This window comes from Bifidobacterium favimelis (genome assembly GCF_037963085.1).
GTDB lineage: Bacteria > Actinomycetota > Actinomycetes > Actinomycetales > Bifidobacteriaceae > Bombiscardovia > Bombiscardovia favimelis.
The window spans coordinates 666717-685502 of record NZ_JBANDZ010000001.1 but is presented as its reverse complement, the minus strand read 5'-3'; the positions used below and the strand labels follow the sequence as shown (position 1 = coordinate 685502).

17 protein-coding genes, 1 tRNA gene and 1 pseudogene are annotated in these 18786 nt (G+C 61.5%); 11 read left to right on the top strand and 8 right to left on the bottom strand.

Going from position 1 to position 18786, the window contains the following annotated elements; all coding sequences use genetic code 11:
• Positions 1-91: 91 nt before the first annotated feature.
• The 4 genes from V6584_RS02790 to V6584_RS02775 all read right to left on the bottom strand — a co-directional run bounded on the left by V6584_RS02790 (position 92) and on the right by V6584_RS02775 (position 3064).
• Positions 92-676 (bottom strand): phage tail tube protein, encoded by a 585-nt coding sequence (locus tag V6584_RS02790; RefSeq protein WP_340486175.1) that lies wholly within the window; start codon positions 674-676, stop codon positions 92-94.
• A 493-nt stretch (positions 677-1169) separates the two neighbouring features.
• Positions 1170-1838, bottom strand: coding sequence for a hypothetical protein (locus V6584_RS02785; protein ID WP_340468905.1), 669 nt, complete (start codon positions 1836-1838; stop codon positions 1170-1172).
• Between the two features lie 435 nt (positions 1839-2273).
• Positions 2274-2519: a hypothetical protein gene (locus V6584_RS02780; RefSeq protein WP_340468904.1), complete on the bottom strand. Its 246-nt coding sequence runs from the start codon at positions 2517-2519 to the stop codon at positions 2274-2276.
• Positions 2520-2797: 278 nt separating this feature from the next.
• Positions 2798-3064, bottom strand: coding sequence for a helix-turn-helix domain-containing protein (locus tag V6584_RS02775; protein ID WP_340468903.1), 267 nt, complete (start codon positions 3062-3064; stop codon positions 2798-2800).
• Between the two features lie 181 nt (positions 3065-3245).
• On the opposite strand from V6584_RS02775, the gene V6584_RS02770 reads away from it, so the two are divergent.
• The 8 genes from V6584_RS02770 (at position 3246) to V6584_RS02735 (ending at position 9921) form a co-directional block, all read left to right on the top strand.
• Positions 3246-3599, top strand: a complete 354-nt coding sequence (locus tag V6584_RS02770) for a hypothetical protein (RefSeq protein ID WP_340486172.1) — start codon at positions 3246-3248, stop codon at positions 3597-3599.
• Complete coding sequence (locus V6584_RS02765) at positions 3589-4059, top strand: hypothetical protein (RefSeq protein ID WP_340468900.1); 471 nt, start codon at positions 3589-3591, stop codon at positions 4057-4059. Before V6584_RS02770 ends, V6584_RS02765 begins: the two co-directional genes overlap by 11 nt.
• 119 nt (positions 4060-4178) lie before the next feature.
• On the top strand, positions 4179-4631 hold the full coding sequence (locus tag V6584_RS02760) for a hypothetical protein (protein ID WP_340468899.1): 453 nt from the start codon (positions 4179-4181) through the stop codon (positions 4629-4631).
• 328 nt (positions 4632-4959) lie between these two features.
• The gene (locus V6584_RS02755) at positions 4960-6381 is read left to right on the top strand and encodes a hypothetical protein (protein ID WP_340468897.1); all 1422 of its coding nucleotides are present in this window, start codon (positions 4960-4962) and stop codon (positions 6379-6381) included.
• 589 nt (positions 6382-6970) lie between these two features.
• Complete coding sequence (locus V6584_RS02750) at positions 6971-7549, top strand: Ltp family lipoprotein (RefSeq protein WP_340468896.1); 579 nt, start codon at positions 6971-6973, stop codon at positions 7547-7549.
• A gap of 230 nt (positions 7550-7779) precedes the next feature.
• Entirely contained in the window at positions 7780-8637 is an 858-nt protein-coding gene (locus V6584_RS02745; RefSeq protein WP_340468895.1) for an MFS transporter, read from the top strand.
• A 54-nt stretch (positions 8638-8691) separates the two neighbouring features.
• On the top strand, positions 8692-9717 hold the full coding sequence (locus V6584_RS02740; RefSeq protein ID WP_340468894.1) for a threonine aldolase family protein: 1026 nt from the start codon (positions 8692-8694) through the stop codon (positions 9715-9717).
• A 131-nt stretch (positions 9718-9848) separates the two neighbouring features.
• Positions 9849-9921 (top strand) — tRNA-Gly (locus V6584_RS02735).
• A gap of 149 nt (positions 9922-10070) precedes the next feature.
• Here the strand turns inward: V6584_RS02735 and V6584_RS02730 are convergent.
• The 4 genes from V6584_RS02730 to V6584_RS02715 form a co-directional block, all read right to left on the bottom strand.
• Positions 10071-11198 carry a glycosyltransferase gene (locus V6584_RS02730; RefSeq protein ID WP_340469711.1) on the bottom strand — a complete coding sequence of 376 codons (1128 nt, stop codon included), beginning with the start codon at positions 11196-11198 and terminating at the stop codon, positions 10071-10073.
• Positions 11199-11443: 245 nt separating this feature from the next.
• Positions 11444-12322 (bottom strand): MetQ/NlpA family ABC transporter substrate-binding protein, encoded by an 879-nt coding sequence (locus tag V6584_RS02725; RefSeq protein ID WP_340468893.1) that lies wholly within the window; start codon positions 12320-12322, stop codon positions 11444-11446.
• Between the two features lie 97 nt (positions 12323-12419).
• A complete protein-coding gene (locus V6584_RS02720; RefSeq protein ID WP_340468891.1) occupies positions 12420-13100 on the bottom strand; it encodes a methionine ABC transporter permease in 681 nt (226 codons plus the stop codon).
• Positions 13097-14152 carry a methionine ABC transporter ATP-binding protein gene (locus V6584_RS02715; protein ID WP_340468888.1) on the bottom strand — a complete coding sequence of 352 codons (1056 nt, stop codon included), beginning with the start codon at positions 14150-14152 and terminating at the stop codon, positions 13097-13099. The genes V6584_RS02720 and V6584_RS02715 overlap by 4 nt, the downstream gene beginning before the upstream one ends.
• Before the next feature lie 168 nt (positions 14153-14320).
• Here V6584_RS02715 and purT point away from each other — a divergent pair.
• From purT to V6584_RS02700, 3 genes and pseudogenes are all read left to right on the top strand, one after another.
• Positions 14321-15641: pseudogene (purT, locus tag V6584_RS02710) on the top strand (formate-dependent phosphoribosylglycinamide formyltransferase).
• Between the two features lie 236 nt (positions 15642-15877).
• Entirely contained in the window at positions 15878-16624 is a 747-nt protein-coding gene (gene purC / locus V6584_RS02705; RefSeq protein ID WP_340468887.1) for a phosphoribosylaminoimidazolesuccinocarboxamide synthase, read from the top strand.
• A gap of 191 nt (positions 16625-16815) precedes the next feature.
• A partial coding sequence (locus V6584_RS02700) for an AIR synthase-related protein (RefSeq protein ID WP_340486170.1) occupies positions 16816-18786 on the top strand: 1971 nt, incomplete at its 3' end.

Here is an 18786-nt window from a genome sequence, read left to right as displayed (position 1 = left end):
CCCCGCGAGACCGCCATCAAGCGAGGGTGGGAAGAGTCAAAAGACCACGGCCATAAGCTGTGGAATGTAGCCGTATCGGAGAGGAGGAAGGTCAGGCCTTGTCTGTCTTGGGTACCAGGCCGTAAGCATGGAACTGGTAGCCGTCGCTCCCCTTGAACATGCCCAGGGTGATGTTGTAGGTCAGCACCTCGCTGGCCGACAGGGTCATGTCATCCCTGTCGGTGACCTTGGCCTTCTGCCCGCAGACCACGATGGGGTTGCCATGCTGGTCCAGGGCGGCCAGGACAAAGCCGTACTCGATGTTGCTGGTGGCATCCTTCACGTGGAAGTTGCCATCCGCATCCGCCTCGGTGCCGAAGTAAGCTTCGATGATGTCCTTCTTGGATTCGATGCCAGGGATCTGCAGGGTCCACTGGCCGGGGGTTGATTCAGAGACGACCACATCCCCGTTGTGGGCCTTGATTTCGGTGGCGTCACCGGGTTCAGGGTGCAGCACGGCCCCGTCCTCGCTGTTGTAGCCGACAGGCTCCTTGCCTGTCGGCGGCTGCCAGTCGGCCGAGGTCGGCATGGTGAAAGGCTCGTCCTTCTTGAAGAGGAAGAGGGCATAGTCTTTGATGAGCTTGACCAGGTCCGCGTTGTTGCCGGAACTGATGTAACTGGTATCTGCCATTGTCATATACCTTTCATTTCATTTCTGTTGATGACGGGACCGGATGCAACCGGCCCCGCTGTTTGTCGGTCCACGGCTCTCCTTGGACAGGGGATCGGGACGTTCGACAGATGGAAAAGCCCGCTGCCGACAATGGCAACGGGCCGGATTGTCCTGGTGTCTTCACACTGGACCCACAATCGCAAAAGAGAACGGGCTGGCGGCTAGCCTCACATCTTCAACCTTCATGCCACCCACGGAGACGGAACCACCACCGGCGCAGGCCCGAAGCAAGGGGGTGGGCAGCCGGAAATGCCGAATCGGAGATCCTCACGGACGGGCGAACAGGATGAGGGACAGGACGGACACCAGACAGAGAACTTGGAAGAAGTCTGAAAGCACGGGCGACGTGTTCAGTATTCACACTTTGCCCGGATATGCAAAGAGCTGGACATCATGTCCAGCTCCATATAATTAACCAACTATATTTATAGTATGGTGGCAATGGGTACCTGTCAAGTCAGCGTGTCAACTTCACACCCGGATGGGCAGATTCTGCCGCCCTCAGCAGGTCTGGAAGGCTGCACTCGTAAATCCCCCTCCCCCTTTTCGAGACGATGCCCACCTGCCCCCGTCGGATCCAGTCCTTCACGTTCTGCCCCTTTACTTGCACGCCGGTGGCGGACTTCACCCATGCAGCCACCTGGGTGGGAGTGCCGGTTATGCTCCTGCCGGCCAACCGCTGCCGGCGCGCACGATGCAGCTCTTCCACACTCCACACCGACCCGCAGTCCCGGCAGGTGATGGCGGTATCGGTGGCCAGACCTTTGAGCTCTGCCTTGCATCGGGGATTCAGACAGCGCCCGAGCATGATCCGGTCCTCACGCGGCGCAACCCGCATCTGCACCCGGTGGAGGGCATCGGCAAGGCGAAGGTAATCCTTCCTGACATGGGGTGCCTGGGCCAGCCTGCCCAATCGGGAGGAGAGCTTGTTCAGGAGGCCGGGCGCCCGGCCTCCCCAGACGCCTATGTCAGCGGCAACGTCACGTACGATCTCTTCCACCTCCTGATAGAGGTCGGCGGCACCCATCTCCAAGGGGGCGGAGGGAAAGGCGGGCTTGGCCCCCGGCACGCCATCGGTCCGGCGAATCTTGCGCGCCGCCAACATGGAGAGTTCGTATAGGGCCATCCGCAGATCATGTATGATGCGGGCAAGCTCCCGCCTGTGTTCCTTGCACAGGATCCCCCTGGGCCTTCCCGTGCAGACAGGGCATCCGCCTTCATGCGATCCGGTTGTCTCCGCCTTGTCCGTCCGCTCTTCGCATGATTCCCTCCTGGCTCCCGCCTCTTCGACTTCGCTTATTTGACGGCCCTCCCCCATTCATCGCTCCTTTGGCTCACTTGTTCATGTCCATCTCTTGCCGCGTTCCCTGCCTTCCGGCGCTTCAATACCGTTTCATAGCCTCCCTCAGGGCCTTGGGCACGGTCCGTCTGGGACACAGCTGCGAGGGGTCCATGGCGTGGGGGCACCTGTCAGCCCCGACATCGGGCCTATGGCAGTATTCGCAGAGGCGAGCGGCCCCCGGCAGGTCGTTGGTGACTGATGCGGGAAGGCGTCGTTGATTCACAGGTCCGCCCCTTTCCATGCCAGCCTGTAGCGTGAGCAGCGATTTCCCGTCATGCTCCTGCCCTTGCGGTCCACCAGGGTGACCACCCCTGCCCGCGTCAACTCCACCAGGCGGGTTCTCACCGTGCTTCCGCTCAGACTCCCGCCTGTCACCAGTTCCGCCTCGGCCTGCACCCTCCAGGCCTCGGCCGGGATCGGCATCCGCCCCAGCGCCATGATGACGGCCTCCTGCATCGGTGACATAGGAGTGCCTGTCACAGGCAGCTCCCATATCCTGACCCTGCCGCCGGCGGGGCGATGCGTGCCCCCCGCCACCTGTTGACATGTCCTGGTCCCATTCATCCATGATCCTTCCATTTTCACGACCACTTCGCTTGCTACCTCCACTTGATGCGTCCTGATGTCCACCTGATTCGTGCACTTCCGCCGGCTTCCTTCCTGACTTTTCCTGCCCTCCCCGTCCACAAGACACTTGCCGGTCATCGCGGCGGGTTCCTGCATCGGCAGCGGACCGACTCAGCTCAGGGATCCGGGCCTTCCCGCGCGCCCCTCCCCCGACGACGGATCGAACCGACCAGGTCGGCCGGGGTTATCGAAAGGGCCCGGGAGATGGCGGCGATTTCGGCTGTGGTGAAGGGTTCGGCCCCGGTCAGACACCTGCCGAGCCGATCCTGATCCATGCCGATCGCTTCGGCCACCGCTCCCCAGACCAATCCCCTGTCTTCGATCCGCTCTCTGACGGCTGCCGCCACAAGGAGGGTCACCTCCGGAATCGTCTTCCTTGCCATACCCGACACTGTACGTATTTGCGTACTGTTGCACAACTTAAATACGTACTCGGCGTGTCGCAGTACGTAATTACCGTAGGCTTGGAGCATGGGACGAAAAGGTATGAAAGCAGCGGATCCGTTTTCGATGGATGTCATCAGAATCATCCAAGACGCCATCGCCGCTTCAGGGATGACAAATATGGAAATCATCAAGAAGAGCGGCATGTCCCAGGATTACTTCTACACCAGGATGCGGGGGGAGAAACCCTTCAACACCAATGACATCAGCTACATAGCCGACATACTGGGCGTCGATGCCCTGGACCTCCTGCGCGAGGCCGGGGAACGCCCCGCATCATCCCGCAGGGCCCCCGCGACACCGACCACGCAAGCAGGCGAAACCGTGACGGTCACAGGCATCGACCCATCTACGATGAGCGAAGACGAAAAGGTCAGATTCGTCCTGAAGAAGATCAAGGCCGGCGACCAGACCCTGGCCGCCATGACAGACCCGGACAAGGAACGGGAGGAAGAGGGGGGCGATGGACGCTGAAGGCCCAAGATCCCTGGCTGGCCTGTCGTCAAAGATGACATACGGGCAGATGAGACGGTTCGCCGACAGACTCGATCTCACTGTGGCCAGCGCCCTCCTCCCCCGCGGCAAGACGGGATTCTACGACGAGGCCACGCGCACCATACTGATAGACCGCAGACTCATATACTGCCAGAAGCGTTGCACCCTGGTGCACGAGCTCATCCATTGGTCCCATGCAGACAGCACGCATGAAGGGGTCTTCGGCAGCAGGGCGGAGAGCAGGGCCAAACGGGAGACGGCGCTCACCCTGATCAGCCTGCCGGAGTATGAGATGGCGGAGCGCCTGTACGAAGGGGAACCCTACCAGATAGCCTGTGAGCTGGACGTGACCCTACAGGTCGTCCTTGACTACCAGCGGATGCTGGACGATGCGAAACAGCCGAAACAGGGCGGGAAGAGTGCTTTTGCCCTCCGGTGACCGAGCCATTCCGAAGATTCAGCCCCGGTACATGCCGATTCACAGACCATTCATTTTGATGGAGGTTCGGGCCAGATGATATATAAATTATTATATTATCCATCATCGAAAGGCAGGGTATGAAAAAATCAGTAGCCATCATCACCACGATCGCCGCTCTGGTGATTGGTTTGTCAGCCTGCGGCGGGAACTCGTCTTCCGATGCCGCCGCAGACAAGAAGCAGGAATCCTCGCAGAGCACCCAGGCAAAGCCGGCTGACCTGACAGGGACCTGGAAGCAGGAGAATCCAAAAGACAAAGACAACTACCAAGAGGCCACGATCACTGCCGATTCCATAGAGGTCAACTGGGTCGGAAAGGACAGCAAGGATCTCTACTGGTCAGGAAGCTTCACCGCCCCGACTTCGGCCGGTGATTACACATGGACCAGCAAGGGCAACAAGGAGAAACTGTCCGGCAGCCTGCTTGCCTCCCAGGACGAGAGCAAGGACTTCAAGTACACGAACGGGGAGATCACATACAAGGTCAGCGCCTTGGGCGAGACGACCACCGTCCATCTGAAGAAGCAGTAAGGCTGCAGATCATCAGGGTCCCGCTAAGGCGGGGCCCTTGCATGATCCTCTTCTCAATGTCATGCAAATGGTCTGCTTCTTCTCGCTGGGTTCAACCCCTGGTTCGACGGGGAAGTCCTGCAATCGATAAGAAGCATATCGGACTGATCTCAACCTCGATGCAGAGTTGACATCATAATTAATTTTATATAATCAAATCGGAATTATTTGGTTCAGATCGCTTAATTCCGATAGTAAAGGGAGAGGAAGGGATGCCGGAAAATAAAGGTGGCTTTCGGGATCCAACACCGCCTCTTCCCATACACATGACCAACGAAGGTGGCAATGAATGTGCAATTCCAGTGGATCTGATTCAGTCAAATCAGCGGTCATCAAATTCTCACAATCTGACAAACAAGGTACAGGTTGCATTCAGAGGATCATTGGCTTCATAAAAATCAGGAGTTTCATCAACCTCATTGATACTCTGGACCTAGATGCAAATCCACGCTCATCAAAGGTCGGCAATGTAACCAACGACATCGAAGATTCTCTGGAAGACACACCTGAAATCTTCCCCTTCAAAACCAAGGGTGTGCTGTTGGCCGCATCACGTTACGAGCAAATAGACTCCAAACGCTACCGTCTCTTCTTTGAGGACACGGAAACCGAAGGAATACTTGACGGGGGCCACAACGCACTGTCAATCGGTCTGTATGTATTACGCCTGGCGTTGAACAGCAAGGACGAACAGATGCCATCCGCTCTCAAGACCTGGAGCGACTTCAAGGAAGCATGGCTCGACAAACGCTCCGACATCGAGGATTACATTCGCAGTACTCGCAAAGATGAGGATGATGACGCGACAATCACTCCATTGGACACGCTGGTACCTGTGGAGCTTTTGATTCCCAAAGATCAGACCGATCAGAACTGCCTTGATGAATTTAGGACGAACCTGTTGGACATCTGTGCAGCACGAAACAACAACGTTCAACTCACGACAAGCACCAAGGCCAACAAGCACGGTTACTTCGACGAATTCAAAAAACTCTTGAAAGAAGAGGACCCCGAACTGGCGCCGAGAATCGAATGGAAGTCGAACGAGGGAGGTGACATCAAGGCTGCTGACATCATTGCCCTGGCTTGGATCCCCTTGTCATTGATTCCGGCTGTCACCAGCGAGCGCGGCAAGGTGATAGAACCGCCGAACCCCGTTCAGCTGTATTCGAGCAAAGCCATGTGCCTGTCAAAGTTCGAACAGTTCATGAGCTCGCCGGAAGTCTGCTCCCCTGGCAGGGGTTATCAACGGGAACTGCATAACCAAAGCGTATTCAGCGCTTTCAAAATCGGTGTGCAACTCCCCAAGCTTTATGACTACATATACGCAAAGTTCCCTTCCCTGTACAATAAAAACGGAGGCAGTTACGGACGCATAATTGCCGTCAAGTCCTTGAACGCGAGACGGAGCAGCCGACTGGCGCCTTACGGGCACGGGGAAGTGGATAGTCTCAGCCCCGACGGTTTCATCACCCCTTTGGTCTATGGACTGAAGGCACTCATGGAGACCGAACAGGATGAGGATGGAAACATCATAGTGAAATGGCGGTCTGATCCCGAGGCTTGGCTGGATCGCAACCTGGACAGCGTTGTGGCGAGGTACTCCAACAACCTTGCGCCCTGGGGATATGATCCTCAGAAGGTGGGAAAGTCGTCTGGGAGCTATCAGAATGCTCTTGATGCCTATAAGATGGCGATGGCCGGGATCTGAAATCCGAACAATTCGGCGATGATCAGGAAAAGACCATCATGGATCCACTTCTTGGCGTGTAATCTCCCTGTTCATGGGGTGGTTACACGCCAAGGATGATCGCCGCTACCGCCAAATCCAACAGATAGCGGGATCCAAGTGATTGCCCACAAATTTCATTCATCGAAGGCACCCGGGGGCGAGCTTTCCCCACCCTTCCTGCTCCCCACTCAAAGCGGGATAACCGGGAAGGTCCTGTGAACATTGAACACAGGCCAGATCTGTCAGAATCCCGGAGCATAATCGAAATCTAAGAGCTGACGTGCTTCGGGGAAAATGCAAGGCGACACCGTGTCTGTCAGCATGAACCTGACAGGGAGGGAACATGGCCGACAGGAACGATCCCAATCAGATTGCGTGGGATCAGCCCAGGGACTCAGACGAATCCGACCAAACGACGATGCCCGGCCAATCGGACGAGGCGCAATCATCCGGCATGTACCAGCGGGCGGATGCACAGTCTTCTGGCACATATCAGCAATACAGCAATGTGGATCCGAATAGGCCCCCCACCGGGCATGCGACCTCAGAACAGAGCGGAAAACAGCAGATGGAGGTGACGACACCCACCCGAAAGCGCGGCCCTCTCGCCAATTTCCTCCTGATTCTGATCACGGTCATCAGCCTGCTTGTCATCGCCTACCTGGGTGATTTCCTGGGAATGCAACATTGGGTGAACGAGAAATTCGAATCCGGCAATTCCGCCAGCGCCTACCCCGGTCACACCACGGATGGGGACAAATCGCAGGATTCCGACACCACGGAGGGGCACCAAGGGGATTCGTCGAACACAGATGGCAGGAAGAAGGCAAAGGCTTCCGACAACGCGGACGATGCCTATATGCAGGCCCTCTATCTGACGGACAACTACCCATACAGCAAGAAAAAGCTCGAAGATGAGCTGATCTCGGGGTCCAACCAAAACCATCCCACCTTCACCCGCGCCGCAGCCGAGAAGGCGATGGGGCACCTCAAATATGACTACAAGGAGGCTGCTGCCAAGTGCGCCAGGTCCTATCAGCTCAACCTCAAGATGAAGCCCGAGGAAATTCACGATCAACTCATGTCAAGCTCAGAGGGGTACACGAAGGAGGAGGCCGATTACGCCATACAACACCTGCGCGGGTGAGCACATGACGGTTTGACTCCTTTTCACCTGTCCGGCGGGCGGTCTTGGACATCACCCCAGCACTCGTCATGCAGACGTCGACAGGGGACCCCATTCCGACCCGTCCACCAGCCCGGCACCGCCGCTTCAATATGCAGGAAACCTGAACCACCCACCTAGACTGGCAACTGCAAGGGGCAAGGATGCCATGCATCCGGCAGGCATCCGGGCTTCCGGGGAGCGGGGCAAAGATGAGCAGCAGGAAACAGGATATCGTACGAGGCGGGTCCGCAGACGAGGGCGGCAAGGATCCGGTGGATCCCGACAATCGGTCGGGTGAAAGCAGGGGACCCGAGAGGCAAGGCGGGCGGGAGGAAATCACGGATTCCGATCCGGGCAAGGAGGTCCGAGACCGCCAAGAGGAAGGAGGCGGTCATCTCCATCGGAAGAACGGCGCCCGCGAACACAATGGCCCCGGTAAGGAAGTGCACGATCATGAGCGGAAAAAGGGACGTGCCCCCATCTACCTGGGTCTGTCCACGGCCTTCCTGGTCGCCGCCGTCGGTGTGGCCCTGAGCACCCTGCCCATCTTCCTCTCCCTCCCCCTGGCCGCCCTCCTGTTCGGCATGGGCATGTGGTTCCTCGCCTATTGGACGTCCGCCGTCAATGATGAAGACGGCGGACGGATGGGTGACGGCAGCAGAGGGAGGGCCGTCACCGTCGCCACCGTGTTGATCGTGGTCCAGGTCTTCATCATCGACATCTTCGTCTTCACCAGGATGGGCAGCATAGCCGACCGGCAAAACCCCATCATCATCACCTGGATCGTGGCCAGCCTGATTGAGACCGTCGCCGCCTTCGGCCTCATTTTCGCCCACGAACGTCTCTTCTCACGTCCCACGCGCGAAGACGGTGAGAGGGCCATGAGCACTGCCGAAGGCAGCGGCGAAGAGGACAGGCCGGGAAGGGACCCTGTGCGGAAGACCGGCGATGCCGCCGGACGACCCGACCGCATAAACTCCGGGAACCGCCGGGGTCGCGGTTACCGGGGGGAGGGGGCGAATCGAGGCGGCTCCAGGGCACCGACCGGACCTGAAGGGGGGAGGTAGACAGGGCACCGTACCATGGGGCACATGTCGAAAGGGTCCGAAGAAGGGGTGCATATGCTTTCATTTGTCAACGACTATTCCGAGGGGGCCCACCCGGCCGTACTCCAGCGACTGATCGACACCAACATGGAGCAGCTGCCCGGCTACGGGAAGGACCGCTACACCCGGTCGGCAGCCGCAAAGATCGCCCTTGCCTGCGGGCACGAGCAGGCCCGGGTCTTTCTCATGGCCGGAGGCACCCAGACCAACCAGGTGATCACTTCCACCATCCTCAAGCCCTACCAGGGGGTGGTGGCTGCGGATACCGGCCATGTGAACGTACATGAAGCCGGAGCAATCGAAGCCGCCGGCCACAAGGTCCTCAGCCTGCCCGGCAGGAAGGGGAAGGTCGACGCGGCCGTCCTGGATGAGTTCCTCGATGCCTTCTACACCGATGCCAACCATCCGCAGATGGTTTACCCGGGCATGGTCTATATCTCCCATCCGACCGAGTATGGAACCCTATACACCCGTGGCGAGCTGGCGGCCCTGGCAGCCACCTGCCGCAAGCACGACATCCCCCTCTATCTGGACGGGGCCCGCCTGGGCTACGGCCTGGTGGCCCCCGGCACCGATGTGACCCTTTCCGACATCGCCGACCTCTGTGACGTCTTCTACATAGGCGGCACCAAGGTCGGCGCCTTGTGCGGCGAGGCCGTGGTCTTCCCCAAGGGCGACCCCCCCGATCATTTCACCACGATGATCAAGCAGCGGGGCGCCCTCCTCGCCAAGGGCCGCCTCCTGGGGGTCCAGTTCGACGCCCTCTTCAGCGACGACCTGTACACCCGGATCAGCCGCAACGCCATCAAGACCGCAGGGATGATAAAAGAGGCCTTCAGACAGAAGGGCTACCGGATCTACATGGACTCCCCCACCAACCAGACCTTCGTCATCCTATCCAACGAAACCATGGAAGAACTGGCCAAGCAGGTGGCCTTCGACTTCTGGGAGAGGGCCGATGAGAGCCACACAGTGGTGAGGTTCGCCACCTCCTGGGCCACGAAGACCGAGGACGTGCAGGCCCTGATCAGCCTCCTGTAAGCCGGCTCCGGGCCTGCGGCCCCGGGTGGCGCGGCGAGTCAGGTCCCTTCCATCCTGTATAGTTCTTTCCGTTGCCTGGCTGACCAGGCAATCCACATGGAAGGCAGGTATGCCCTGCCGGTCCAGAGTGTGCGGGCATAGCTTAGTTGGTAAAGCGCGACCTTGCCAAGGTCGAGACCGCGGGTCCGAGTCCCGTTGCCCGCTCCGCAAGCACCACCTCTCAAACCTCCACTGCCAGGTCGCCGGACAGTCTTCGGAAATTGCCCCCGCGCCACCACGATATGAGCCGGAACGACACCCTCTGAGGGTCCGAGGAATACCAATCACCGATGAATCAGACGGCCCGGCCGATCTCAAGGACGGAAGTCGGCCAGGGCCTGCCTCTCCATACCGACGAAGGCCCTGACCGAAGCGGCGATCGAATAGTGGTCCCGGGTGAAGTCGGCGTACCCCTTCGACCAGGAGACCATCAGGTCGGGATGATCGATCCACCAGTCGATCCGGGAGGCCAGGACATCCGCCTGGCCCACGGGGAAGAGGGAGTGCGGGGTCAGGGCGAACTGGCCGGCGGCGCTCAGTTTCGACTGGGCGATGATGGGGACGGCCCCGCAGGCCATCCCCTCGAGCACGCTGACCGATTCCAGGTCGGCAATCGAGGGATGCACCAGGAGGTCGGCTGTCCTGAGCAACTGGGGCATGGTCTCATTGGGATGGAAGCCTATCGAAACGGGACCGTCCAGCTCCCGGGCCGCTTGGGCCTTCAACCGTCGCTCCAGGGGGCCGGTCCCGGCTATGGTCAGCCTGACCCTGTCACGGTGCCGGCACCTGGACAGGGCCCGGATCAGCGTGGCGTGGTCCTTCTCGCTGGCCAGCCGGCCGGAGGCCACTATATGGACCGGTCGATCGGAAAAGGGCGGGGTCCTCTTCGCCTCATATCTGTCACCGGGGTCGAACCGGGGCTGGTACCCGTTCGATATGACATGGAGGCAGGAACGGTAGCCATGCGCCCGAAGGAGGTCGGCGGTCAGGAGGGTGGGGACGTGGATGTGCCGGATTCCCCCGTAGAGCCAGTGGCGAAATAGGCGGTAGATGGCCCCGTCCAGGCCGGGCACGTAGCGCAGGGGCCCGGCCGAGTATGTTATGTTCTCCGGCTGGATGTGGAAGCCGGCGGTGACGGGCAGTCCCATCCCGTCGGCCACGGCCAGGGCGGCCCTTCCGAAGGCGAAGGGTTCGTATATGTGGACCAGGTCCACCCCGTCGAAGGCCCGTTTGAAAAGGGAGGGGTCGGCCCGGGCGAAGCTCATCTGCTGTTTTGCGGCCACCCGTGAGACCAGTGGGATGGTGTGGACCCGTGCCGGGTAGTCCGGGGCTCCGATGCCGACCAGCCGGACGTGGTGTCCCTGGCGTTCCAACTCATGGGCATACTGGATGGCGGAGTTGGACGTCCCATTCCCCCTGTTGCCGAAGGTATCCAGGACCATGGCGATGGTCAGCGGTCTCTGCCCCTCCAAGGACCCTTTCACGGCTTCACCTCCACCGGGCCCTGCCCTGCCGACGGTCACCGGCCGACGAACCCGTCTCTCTCGTTCCATGACAGCAGCGCAGTTGGACATGGCAGATCGGCGACCGGCCGCCATGCGGTTCCAGACGGTAAGTCGATGACGGCAAACCCGACTCTCCCTGCTTCGGCTCCGGGTCTCAGCTCGCGTTCTTCGGTATGCACGCTTCAGTATGTGAAGGCGGGCAGGCAGGCCCCCTTGTAGACCCTTGTGATGGTGTCGGCCACCGGCTTGGAATGGTAGGCGGCGACGATCTTCTTGAAGTCAGGGTCGTCCTTGTGGGCCCTGGTGGTCACCATGATGTTGATGTAGGGCTTGTTGGCCGGGTTGTCCAAGTCGTAGGGGACCTCGTGTATGGCGTCGTGGACGCTCATGCCCCCATCCACCACGAAGTTGGCGTTGGTCACCCCGCCGGCATAGTCGGGCAGAAGGTTGAGTATGCTGGCCGGGTCCACCTGCTCTATCTTCAGGTGTTTGGGGTTCTCGACCACATCCTCCGGCACGGGGTTGACCTCCTGTGGGTCGCGCAGGCCGACCAGGCCGGCGTCGGCCAGGACCTTCAAGGCCCTGCCCATGTTGGTCGCGTTGTTCGGGATGGCAACCCTGTCGCCCTCATGGAACTGGGAGGGTTTGGAATACCGGCGTGAGTACAGGTTCATTGGGGATATGTAGGTGTTGCCCAGGACCGCTAGCTGGTAGTGGTTGGTCTTCACATCGTCTTCCAGGTAGGCGTAGTGCTGTGCCGCATTCATGTCCACCTCCCCGTTGGAGGTGGCCTGGTTGACGTAGATGGCATCCTGGAAGGGTTTGAGGACTATCCTGATCCCGTCGCCCCTGCGGTCCATCTCCGCCTGGACCGCCTTCCAGATCTGATCGTCGGAACTGCCGATGACCCCTACGGTGACGGTTCTGGTTCCGCTCTGGGTCCGGTTCAACCTGGCCGATGTGGCGAAGATGAGCACCAGGACAGCCACCATGCAGACGCTGAGCAGGGTCAGCTCGATCCGGGCCATCCGCTTCCTGCCTGCCCCCTTGAGTCCTGCCATCAGTCCGCCCTCCCCTCGTCATCGCCTTTTCCGTTTTCCTGCGACATGTCTCTCGGCCTCCCGGCCGGCACCTTACGGTCGTCCCTGCCCGGTCGCCTCAATGTTCGACCACCTCTGCCAGGAGTCTCCCGAAGAGCTCGATGACAGCTATCAGGATGACCAGGACGATGATGGTGGCGATGGTCACGTCATACATGTATCGCTGGTAGCCCAGGCGGATGGCGAAGTCGCCCAGTCCTCCGCCGCCGACGATCCCCACGGTCGCGGTCTCCCCCACCAGGCTGATGATGGTGATCGTGCTCACCCTGATGATGGAGGGGATACCCTCCCGCAGGTAGACGTGCCAGATGATCTGCCAGGTGGACATGCCCATGGCCTCGGCCGCCTCGACATAGCCGGGGTCCAGACCGGCCAGTGCGGACTCGATCTGCCGTGAGAAGAAGGGGGTGATGCCGACGACCAGGGGGATGATGGCCCCCTTGGGCCCGATGGCCGCCCCCATCAGCTTCCTTGTCACGGGTACCAGGGCGGCTGTCAGGATGATGAAGGGGATGGAACGGAAGAGGTCGATGAGTTTGTCCAACAGGTTGAAGATCAGGCCGTTTCGTCTGATCCCCTGGCGGGCCGTGACCGTCAGCGCCACCCCGATGATCAGGGAGAAGACGAAGGAGATGGCACCGGAGACACCGACCATGATCAGGGTCTGGGTCAGGCTGGAGAAGAACTCGGGCAGCCGCTCCATGACGTTGGGAAACCAGGCTTTGAGCAGGTCGGTCATGACTTGAGGACCTCGATTCCGATATGGCGTTCCCTGAGGTAGTCCAGGGCGCCGGCGATCTGGTCGGCCCGGCCCGACAACCGGACCACCAGGCCACCCAAAGGGGCCCCCTCGACCACATCTATGTCGCCGAAGATGATGTTGACATCCAGGTCGTAGATGCGGGAGATCCTGGAAACCAGGGCCTCGGAGACCTCCTTGGTCACGTATGACATCCGCAGGAGCATCTGCCCGGGCTCCAGCCTGACAAGGGGGGAATCCTGCTGGATCAGGTCGTTTACCTTGTCCAGGTTCGAGGTGGTCGAAACGAACGACCTGGTCAGGCTGGCCTGGGGGTTGGCGAAGACGTCGAAGACCCTGCCCCGCTCGACGATCGTGCCGTGGTCGATGACCGCGATCTTGTTGCATATCTGCCTGACAACCGACATCTCATGGGTGATCAGGACGATGGTGATTCCCAACCGGTCATGCAGGTCGCGAAGGAGCTGGAGGATGGACTTGGTGGTGGTCGGGTCCAGGGCGCTTGTCGCCTCGTCGCTCAGGAGGATGTCAGGCGAATTGGCCAGGGCCCGGGCGATGGCCACCCGCTGCTGCTGCCCGCCCGAAAGCTCGGAGGGGTAGCGGTCGGCCAGGTCCTCCAACCCGACCAGGTCCAGAAGTCGGGGGACCCGGCTGCGTCGGTCCGATCGGCTGCGCAGGGGGAGTCCGACATTGCCTGCCACGGTCCGAGAAGGCATCAGGTTGAAATGCTGGAAGATCATGCCTGTCTCCTGACGCAGGGCCCGCAGGTCGCGGGGGGCCAACCCCTTTACCTCCCTCCCCCTCACTTTCACGCTGCCGGAGTCGTATCCCTCCAGACCGTTGATGCAACGCACCAGGGTGCTCTTGCCGGCACCGCTCAGGCCGATGATGCCGTATATGTCGCCAGGTTGCACGGTCAGGGATATGTCCGAGAGGGCGGTCTTGTTCCCCTCGTCGTCACTGTGGTAGATCTTGGTCAGATGGCTGATTTCGACGGCCGGAATCCGGGTGTCCACATGCTCTCTTTCCATTCGGGACCACCGGACTGCTGCCGCCGGCGGACGACCGCCATGGTAACCAGGCTCCCCCCTGGCCTGCAAGCCGGATGTTATACGAGTTATCTATTATGCCTTATCAGGCGACAGCGATCTGTCCCCTGATTCAGCCCTTCAAGTACTGCTTTATGGCACAATAAGGGCATGAGATCACCCGCTGGGCCACTTCCATCCCGCATGTTCCCCGACAAGGACCGCATCATGGGCCGGCCCAAGAAGGCGGGGACCACCAAGGTCCTCCTCCTCGGATCCGGGGAGCTGGGGCGTGAAATCGCCATCTCCCTGATCAGGATGGGTGCCTGGGTCTGCGCTGCCGACTCCTATCCCGGTGCTCCTGCCGCCCAGGTGGCCCAGGAGCACATGGTTTTCGACATGGCCGACAGGCAGGCCCTTGGCCGGGCGATCGAAACGTTCCAGCCGGATATCATCATCCCCGAGATCGAGGCCCTGACAACAGACCGGCTGGCCCTGGCCAGGGAAGACGGCATCCAGGTGGTTCCGGCCTCGAACCTTGCCTCCATCTGCATGGACCGGCAGGCCCTGAGGGTCTTCGCCCATGAGCAGGTCGGCCTGCCGACCGCCAACTATTGCTTCGCCGACGACCTGACCGGCCTGCGGACTGCCGCAGGCGAAGTCGGCCTGCCCTGCGTCGTCAAACCGGTCATGAGCTCCTCCGGTCATGGCCAGACGGTAGTCAGGTCAGCCGACCGCCTGGAGGCGGCATGGGAACGGGCCCAGACCGAAGGAAGGGGGGTCGAGGCGACCTCCGCGGGGACGGACGGAAAACCGCATGACACCCGGGTCATCGTCGAATCCCTGGTCCCCCTGGTCCACGAACTGACGGTTCTGACCGTTTCCTCCAGCGCGGGCATCGTAACCTGCCCCCCCCATCGGCCAGATACAGGACGATGGGGACTACAGGGAGTCCTGGCAGCCGGCCGGCCTGGACCGGGACACGACGGACAGGGCCTGCGTGATGGCGCGGGACCTGGTGGCCGGATTGACCGGCCTGGCCGGCGAGGGGGGCCAGACCGGGTGGGGGTTGTACGGGGTGGAACTCTTCGTCCTGGAGGGCAGGCGGATTCTCTTCAACGAGGTCTCCCCCCGCCCCCACGACACCGGGATGGTCACGATGATCACCCAGCGGCTGAACGAGTTCGACCTGCACGCCAGGGCCCTCCTGGGCATACCGGTCCGGCCGGAGGATGTTCTGCCCTCCCTCCCCCCTGGATGGACGGGGGCCAGCCGGGCCCTCCTGGCCGAGGGAGAGGGACCGGTGGGATTCAGCGGGCTCCCCGCCGCCCTGGAGGTACCCTGGTCCGACCTGCGCATCTTCTCCAAGCCGGCCGTCCACGGCCGCAGGCGGATGGGGGTCGCCCTGGCCGCAGGCCCCGACCAGGAGACCGCCAGGAAGAGGACGGGCCTGGTCCTCACGAGACTGCAGACCCATATGGATCGGGCCTGACCGCCAGGCCGGCCGTCAGATCGGACATCGCGGCTGCCCGTCGGCCAGACCCGCAAGTCCCGTCCCCGCAAGCCATCCCGACGGGGACACCCGCCGGCCCCTCCCCCTGCCGCCTGCGCCGACGCGAACTGCCGAATCTGCAAATAACACGTTGGCAACATGGTTCTTGTTAATCTGTTTCCTGTCCCAGTCCTGATTTCTCCCAATTCGCGAGCACCGCTCAGGAAAGGCGAACCATGGAAAAGTTGGAGAAAATATACCAAGGCAAGGCAAAAAAACTATACACGACCGATGATCCGGATGTGCTCTGGGTGGAGTACACGGACCAGGCGACCGCGGGGAACGGGGCCAAAAAGGCGCAGATCGCCGGCAAGGGGGAACTCAACAATCACATCACATCCGTCATGTTCCGCCTCCTTGCGGCCAGGGGCATACCCAGCCACTTCATCAGGCAGATATCAGCGACCGAGCAATTGGACCGGCGGATGGCCATGTTCCCCCTGGAAATCGTCATGAGGAACACCGCGGCAGGATCCTTCGCCAGGCGTTACGGGGTCGAGGAGGGCAAGGAGCTGTCCAAGCCCGTCCTCGAATTCTTCTACAAGTCGGACCCGCTGGATGACCCCTTCATCAACGAGGACGACATCGAAGCCCTTGGTCTGGCCGGACGGGACCAGCTCGACATCATCGAGGCCAAGACAAGGGAGATCGGCAAGGCCCTGACCTCCATCTTCGACTCGATCGGGATCAGGCTGGTCGACTTCAAGATCGAGATGGGCACCACCTCCGATGGGACCATCCTCCTGGCCGACGAAATCACCCCGGACACCTGCCGCCTCTGGGACAAGGCTTCCGGGAAGGGCGAGGTCGAACACATGGACAAGGACCTCTTCCGCCGCGACCTGGGCAACATCATCCCCGCCTATCAGGACGTTCTCGACCGCCTTCGCACCCTCGAGGCCGGAAGGCCTGCGGAGGCCTGACCCTACCCCGACCGGGGCCTCCCTTCCCCACACTTGGATTGGGGCATCTCCCACTGACCCGACCGCCAAACCGGCAAGGAGGGCAGGGAGCTGCAGGAGGGCGGGACCGGCCGCCGGCGCTGACTGCGCCGGATAGCGCGTGCAGATGTGTCAGCCCCACCTCGGAGGGGCATGAAAGGAAGGTCGGCACCTTGGTTTTCCGCGTCTATACAGAGAAGAAGGCAGGGTTCGATGTCGAGGCCACCCGGATGGGCGACCAGCTGCGCACGGTCCTTGACCTGCCCGGCCTGGAAGGCGTCCGTGTGATCAACCGGTACGACGTGGAAGGCATCAGCGAGGACCTCTTCCGCCGCTGTCTGCCCACCGTCTTCAGCCAGCCCCAGACGGACCGGGTCTCCTTCACACTTGAAGAGGCCGTCGGCCTGCCCGGTCAGCCTGTGCTGGCCGAACTGGTCCACGACCCCCTCCTCTTCGCCGTGGCCTACCTGCCAGGCCAGTTGGACCAACGGGCGGCATCGGCCGAGGAGTGCATCCAACTGATGGGTCAAGGTGAACGACCCCGGGTGGCAACGGCCACCCTCTACCTCCTGGAGGGGGACCTTGACCGGACAGACATCGAACGCATCCAAGGCTATATCGTCAACCCGGTCGAGGCCAGGCTTACCGGCCTGGACAGGCCGGCCACCCTCTCCCAGACCTGGCGCGAACCGGACCCCGTCCCCCAGGTGGAGGGCTTCCGGCATCTGGATGAGGCCGGTCTCTCGGATCTGATCGACCGGGAGGGCCTGGCCATGGACCTGGCCGATGCGGTCTTCTGCCGGGACCACTACCGCCAGGAGGGACGCGACCCCAGCCTGGCCGAGCTCAAGGTCATAGACACCTACTGGTCCGATCACTGCCGCCACACCACCTTCGGGACCAGCCTGGAGCATGTTTCCATCGAAGACGACCGGGTCGCGGCCGCCTTCCGCCGATATCTGGAAATCAGGAAAAAACTGGGGAGGACCCGGCGCCCCGTCTGCCTGATGGACATGGCGACCATCGGGGCCTCATACCTGAGGAAGGAAGGGGTGCTCACCGGTCTGGACGACTCCGAAGAGGTCAACGCCTGCACCATCCGCACCAGGGTCGATGTGGACGGCAGAGAGGAGGACTGGCTCTTCCTCTTCAAGAACGAGACCCACAACCATCCCACCGAAATCGAGCCCTTCGGGGGGGCGGCGACCTGCATAGGGGGAGCCATCCGCGACCCCCTGTCCGGGAGGGGTTACGTCTACCAGGCCATGAGGGTGACCGGAGCAGCGGACCCCAGGACCCCCGTCGAAGACACCCTGCCGGGCAAGCTTCCGCAGCGCAGGATAGTCCAGTCGGCCGCCCAGGGATACTCCTCATACGGAAACCAGATCGGAATCGCAACCGGCCAGGTCAGTGAGATCTACCACCCCGGCTATGCGGCCAAGCATATGGAGGTGGGGGCCGTCGTGGCCGCCACCCCCGCAGACCATGTCGTCAGGGAGAGGCCACGGCCCGGCGACCTGATCGTCCTGGTCGGCGGCCGGACCGGAAGGGATGGGATCGGCGGGGCCACAGGGGCCTCCAAGTCCCAGAACAGCGAGAGCCTGGAGGTGTGCGGCGCCGAAGTGCAGAAGGGCGATGCCCCTGAGGAACGCCGCCTCCAGCGTCTCTTCCGCCGGCGGGATGCCTCCCGCCTGATCAAACGCTGCAACGACTTCGGGGCCGGAGGCGTGGCCGTCGCCGTCGGAGAGCTGGCCGACGGCCTGGAAATCGACCTGGACCGGGTCCCCCTCAAGTATCAAGGCCTGAACGGGACCGAAATCGCCATATCGGAGAGCCAGGAACGCATGGCCGTGGCCCTGGATGCCGGTGATGCCGACACCTTCATCGCCTACGCCCACGAGGAGAACCTCCAGGCCACGGTCATCGCCCGGGTGGTCGAGGAGCCCCGCCTGCGCATGACATGGAGGGGAATGACCGTGGTCGACATCCCCCGGGATTTCCTGTCCTCGAACGGGGCCCCGAAATCTGCGGACGCCTTCGTGGGCAGGCCAGGGGCCTACAGTCCCCCCTGGTCCGGCGGGGGCGACCTGGCAGAACGGATGGGCCGCCTCCTGGCCGACATCAATGTAAGCTCACACAAGGGT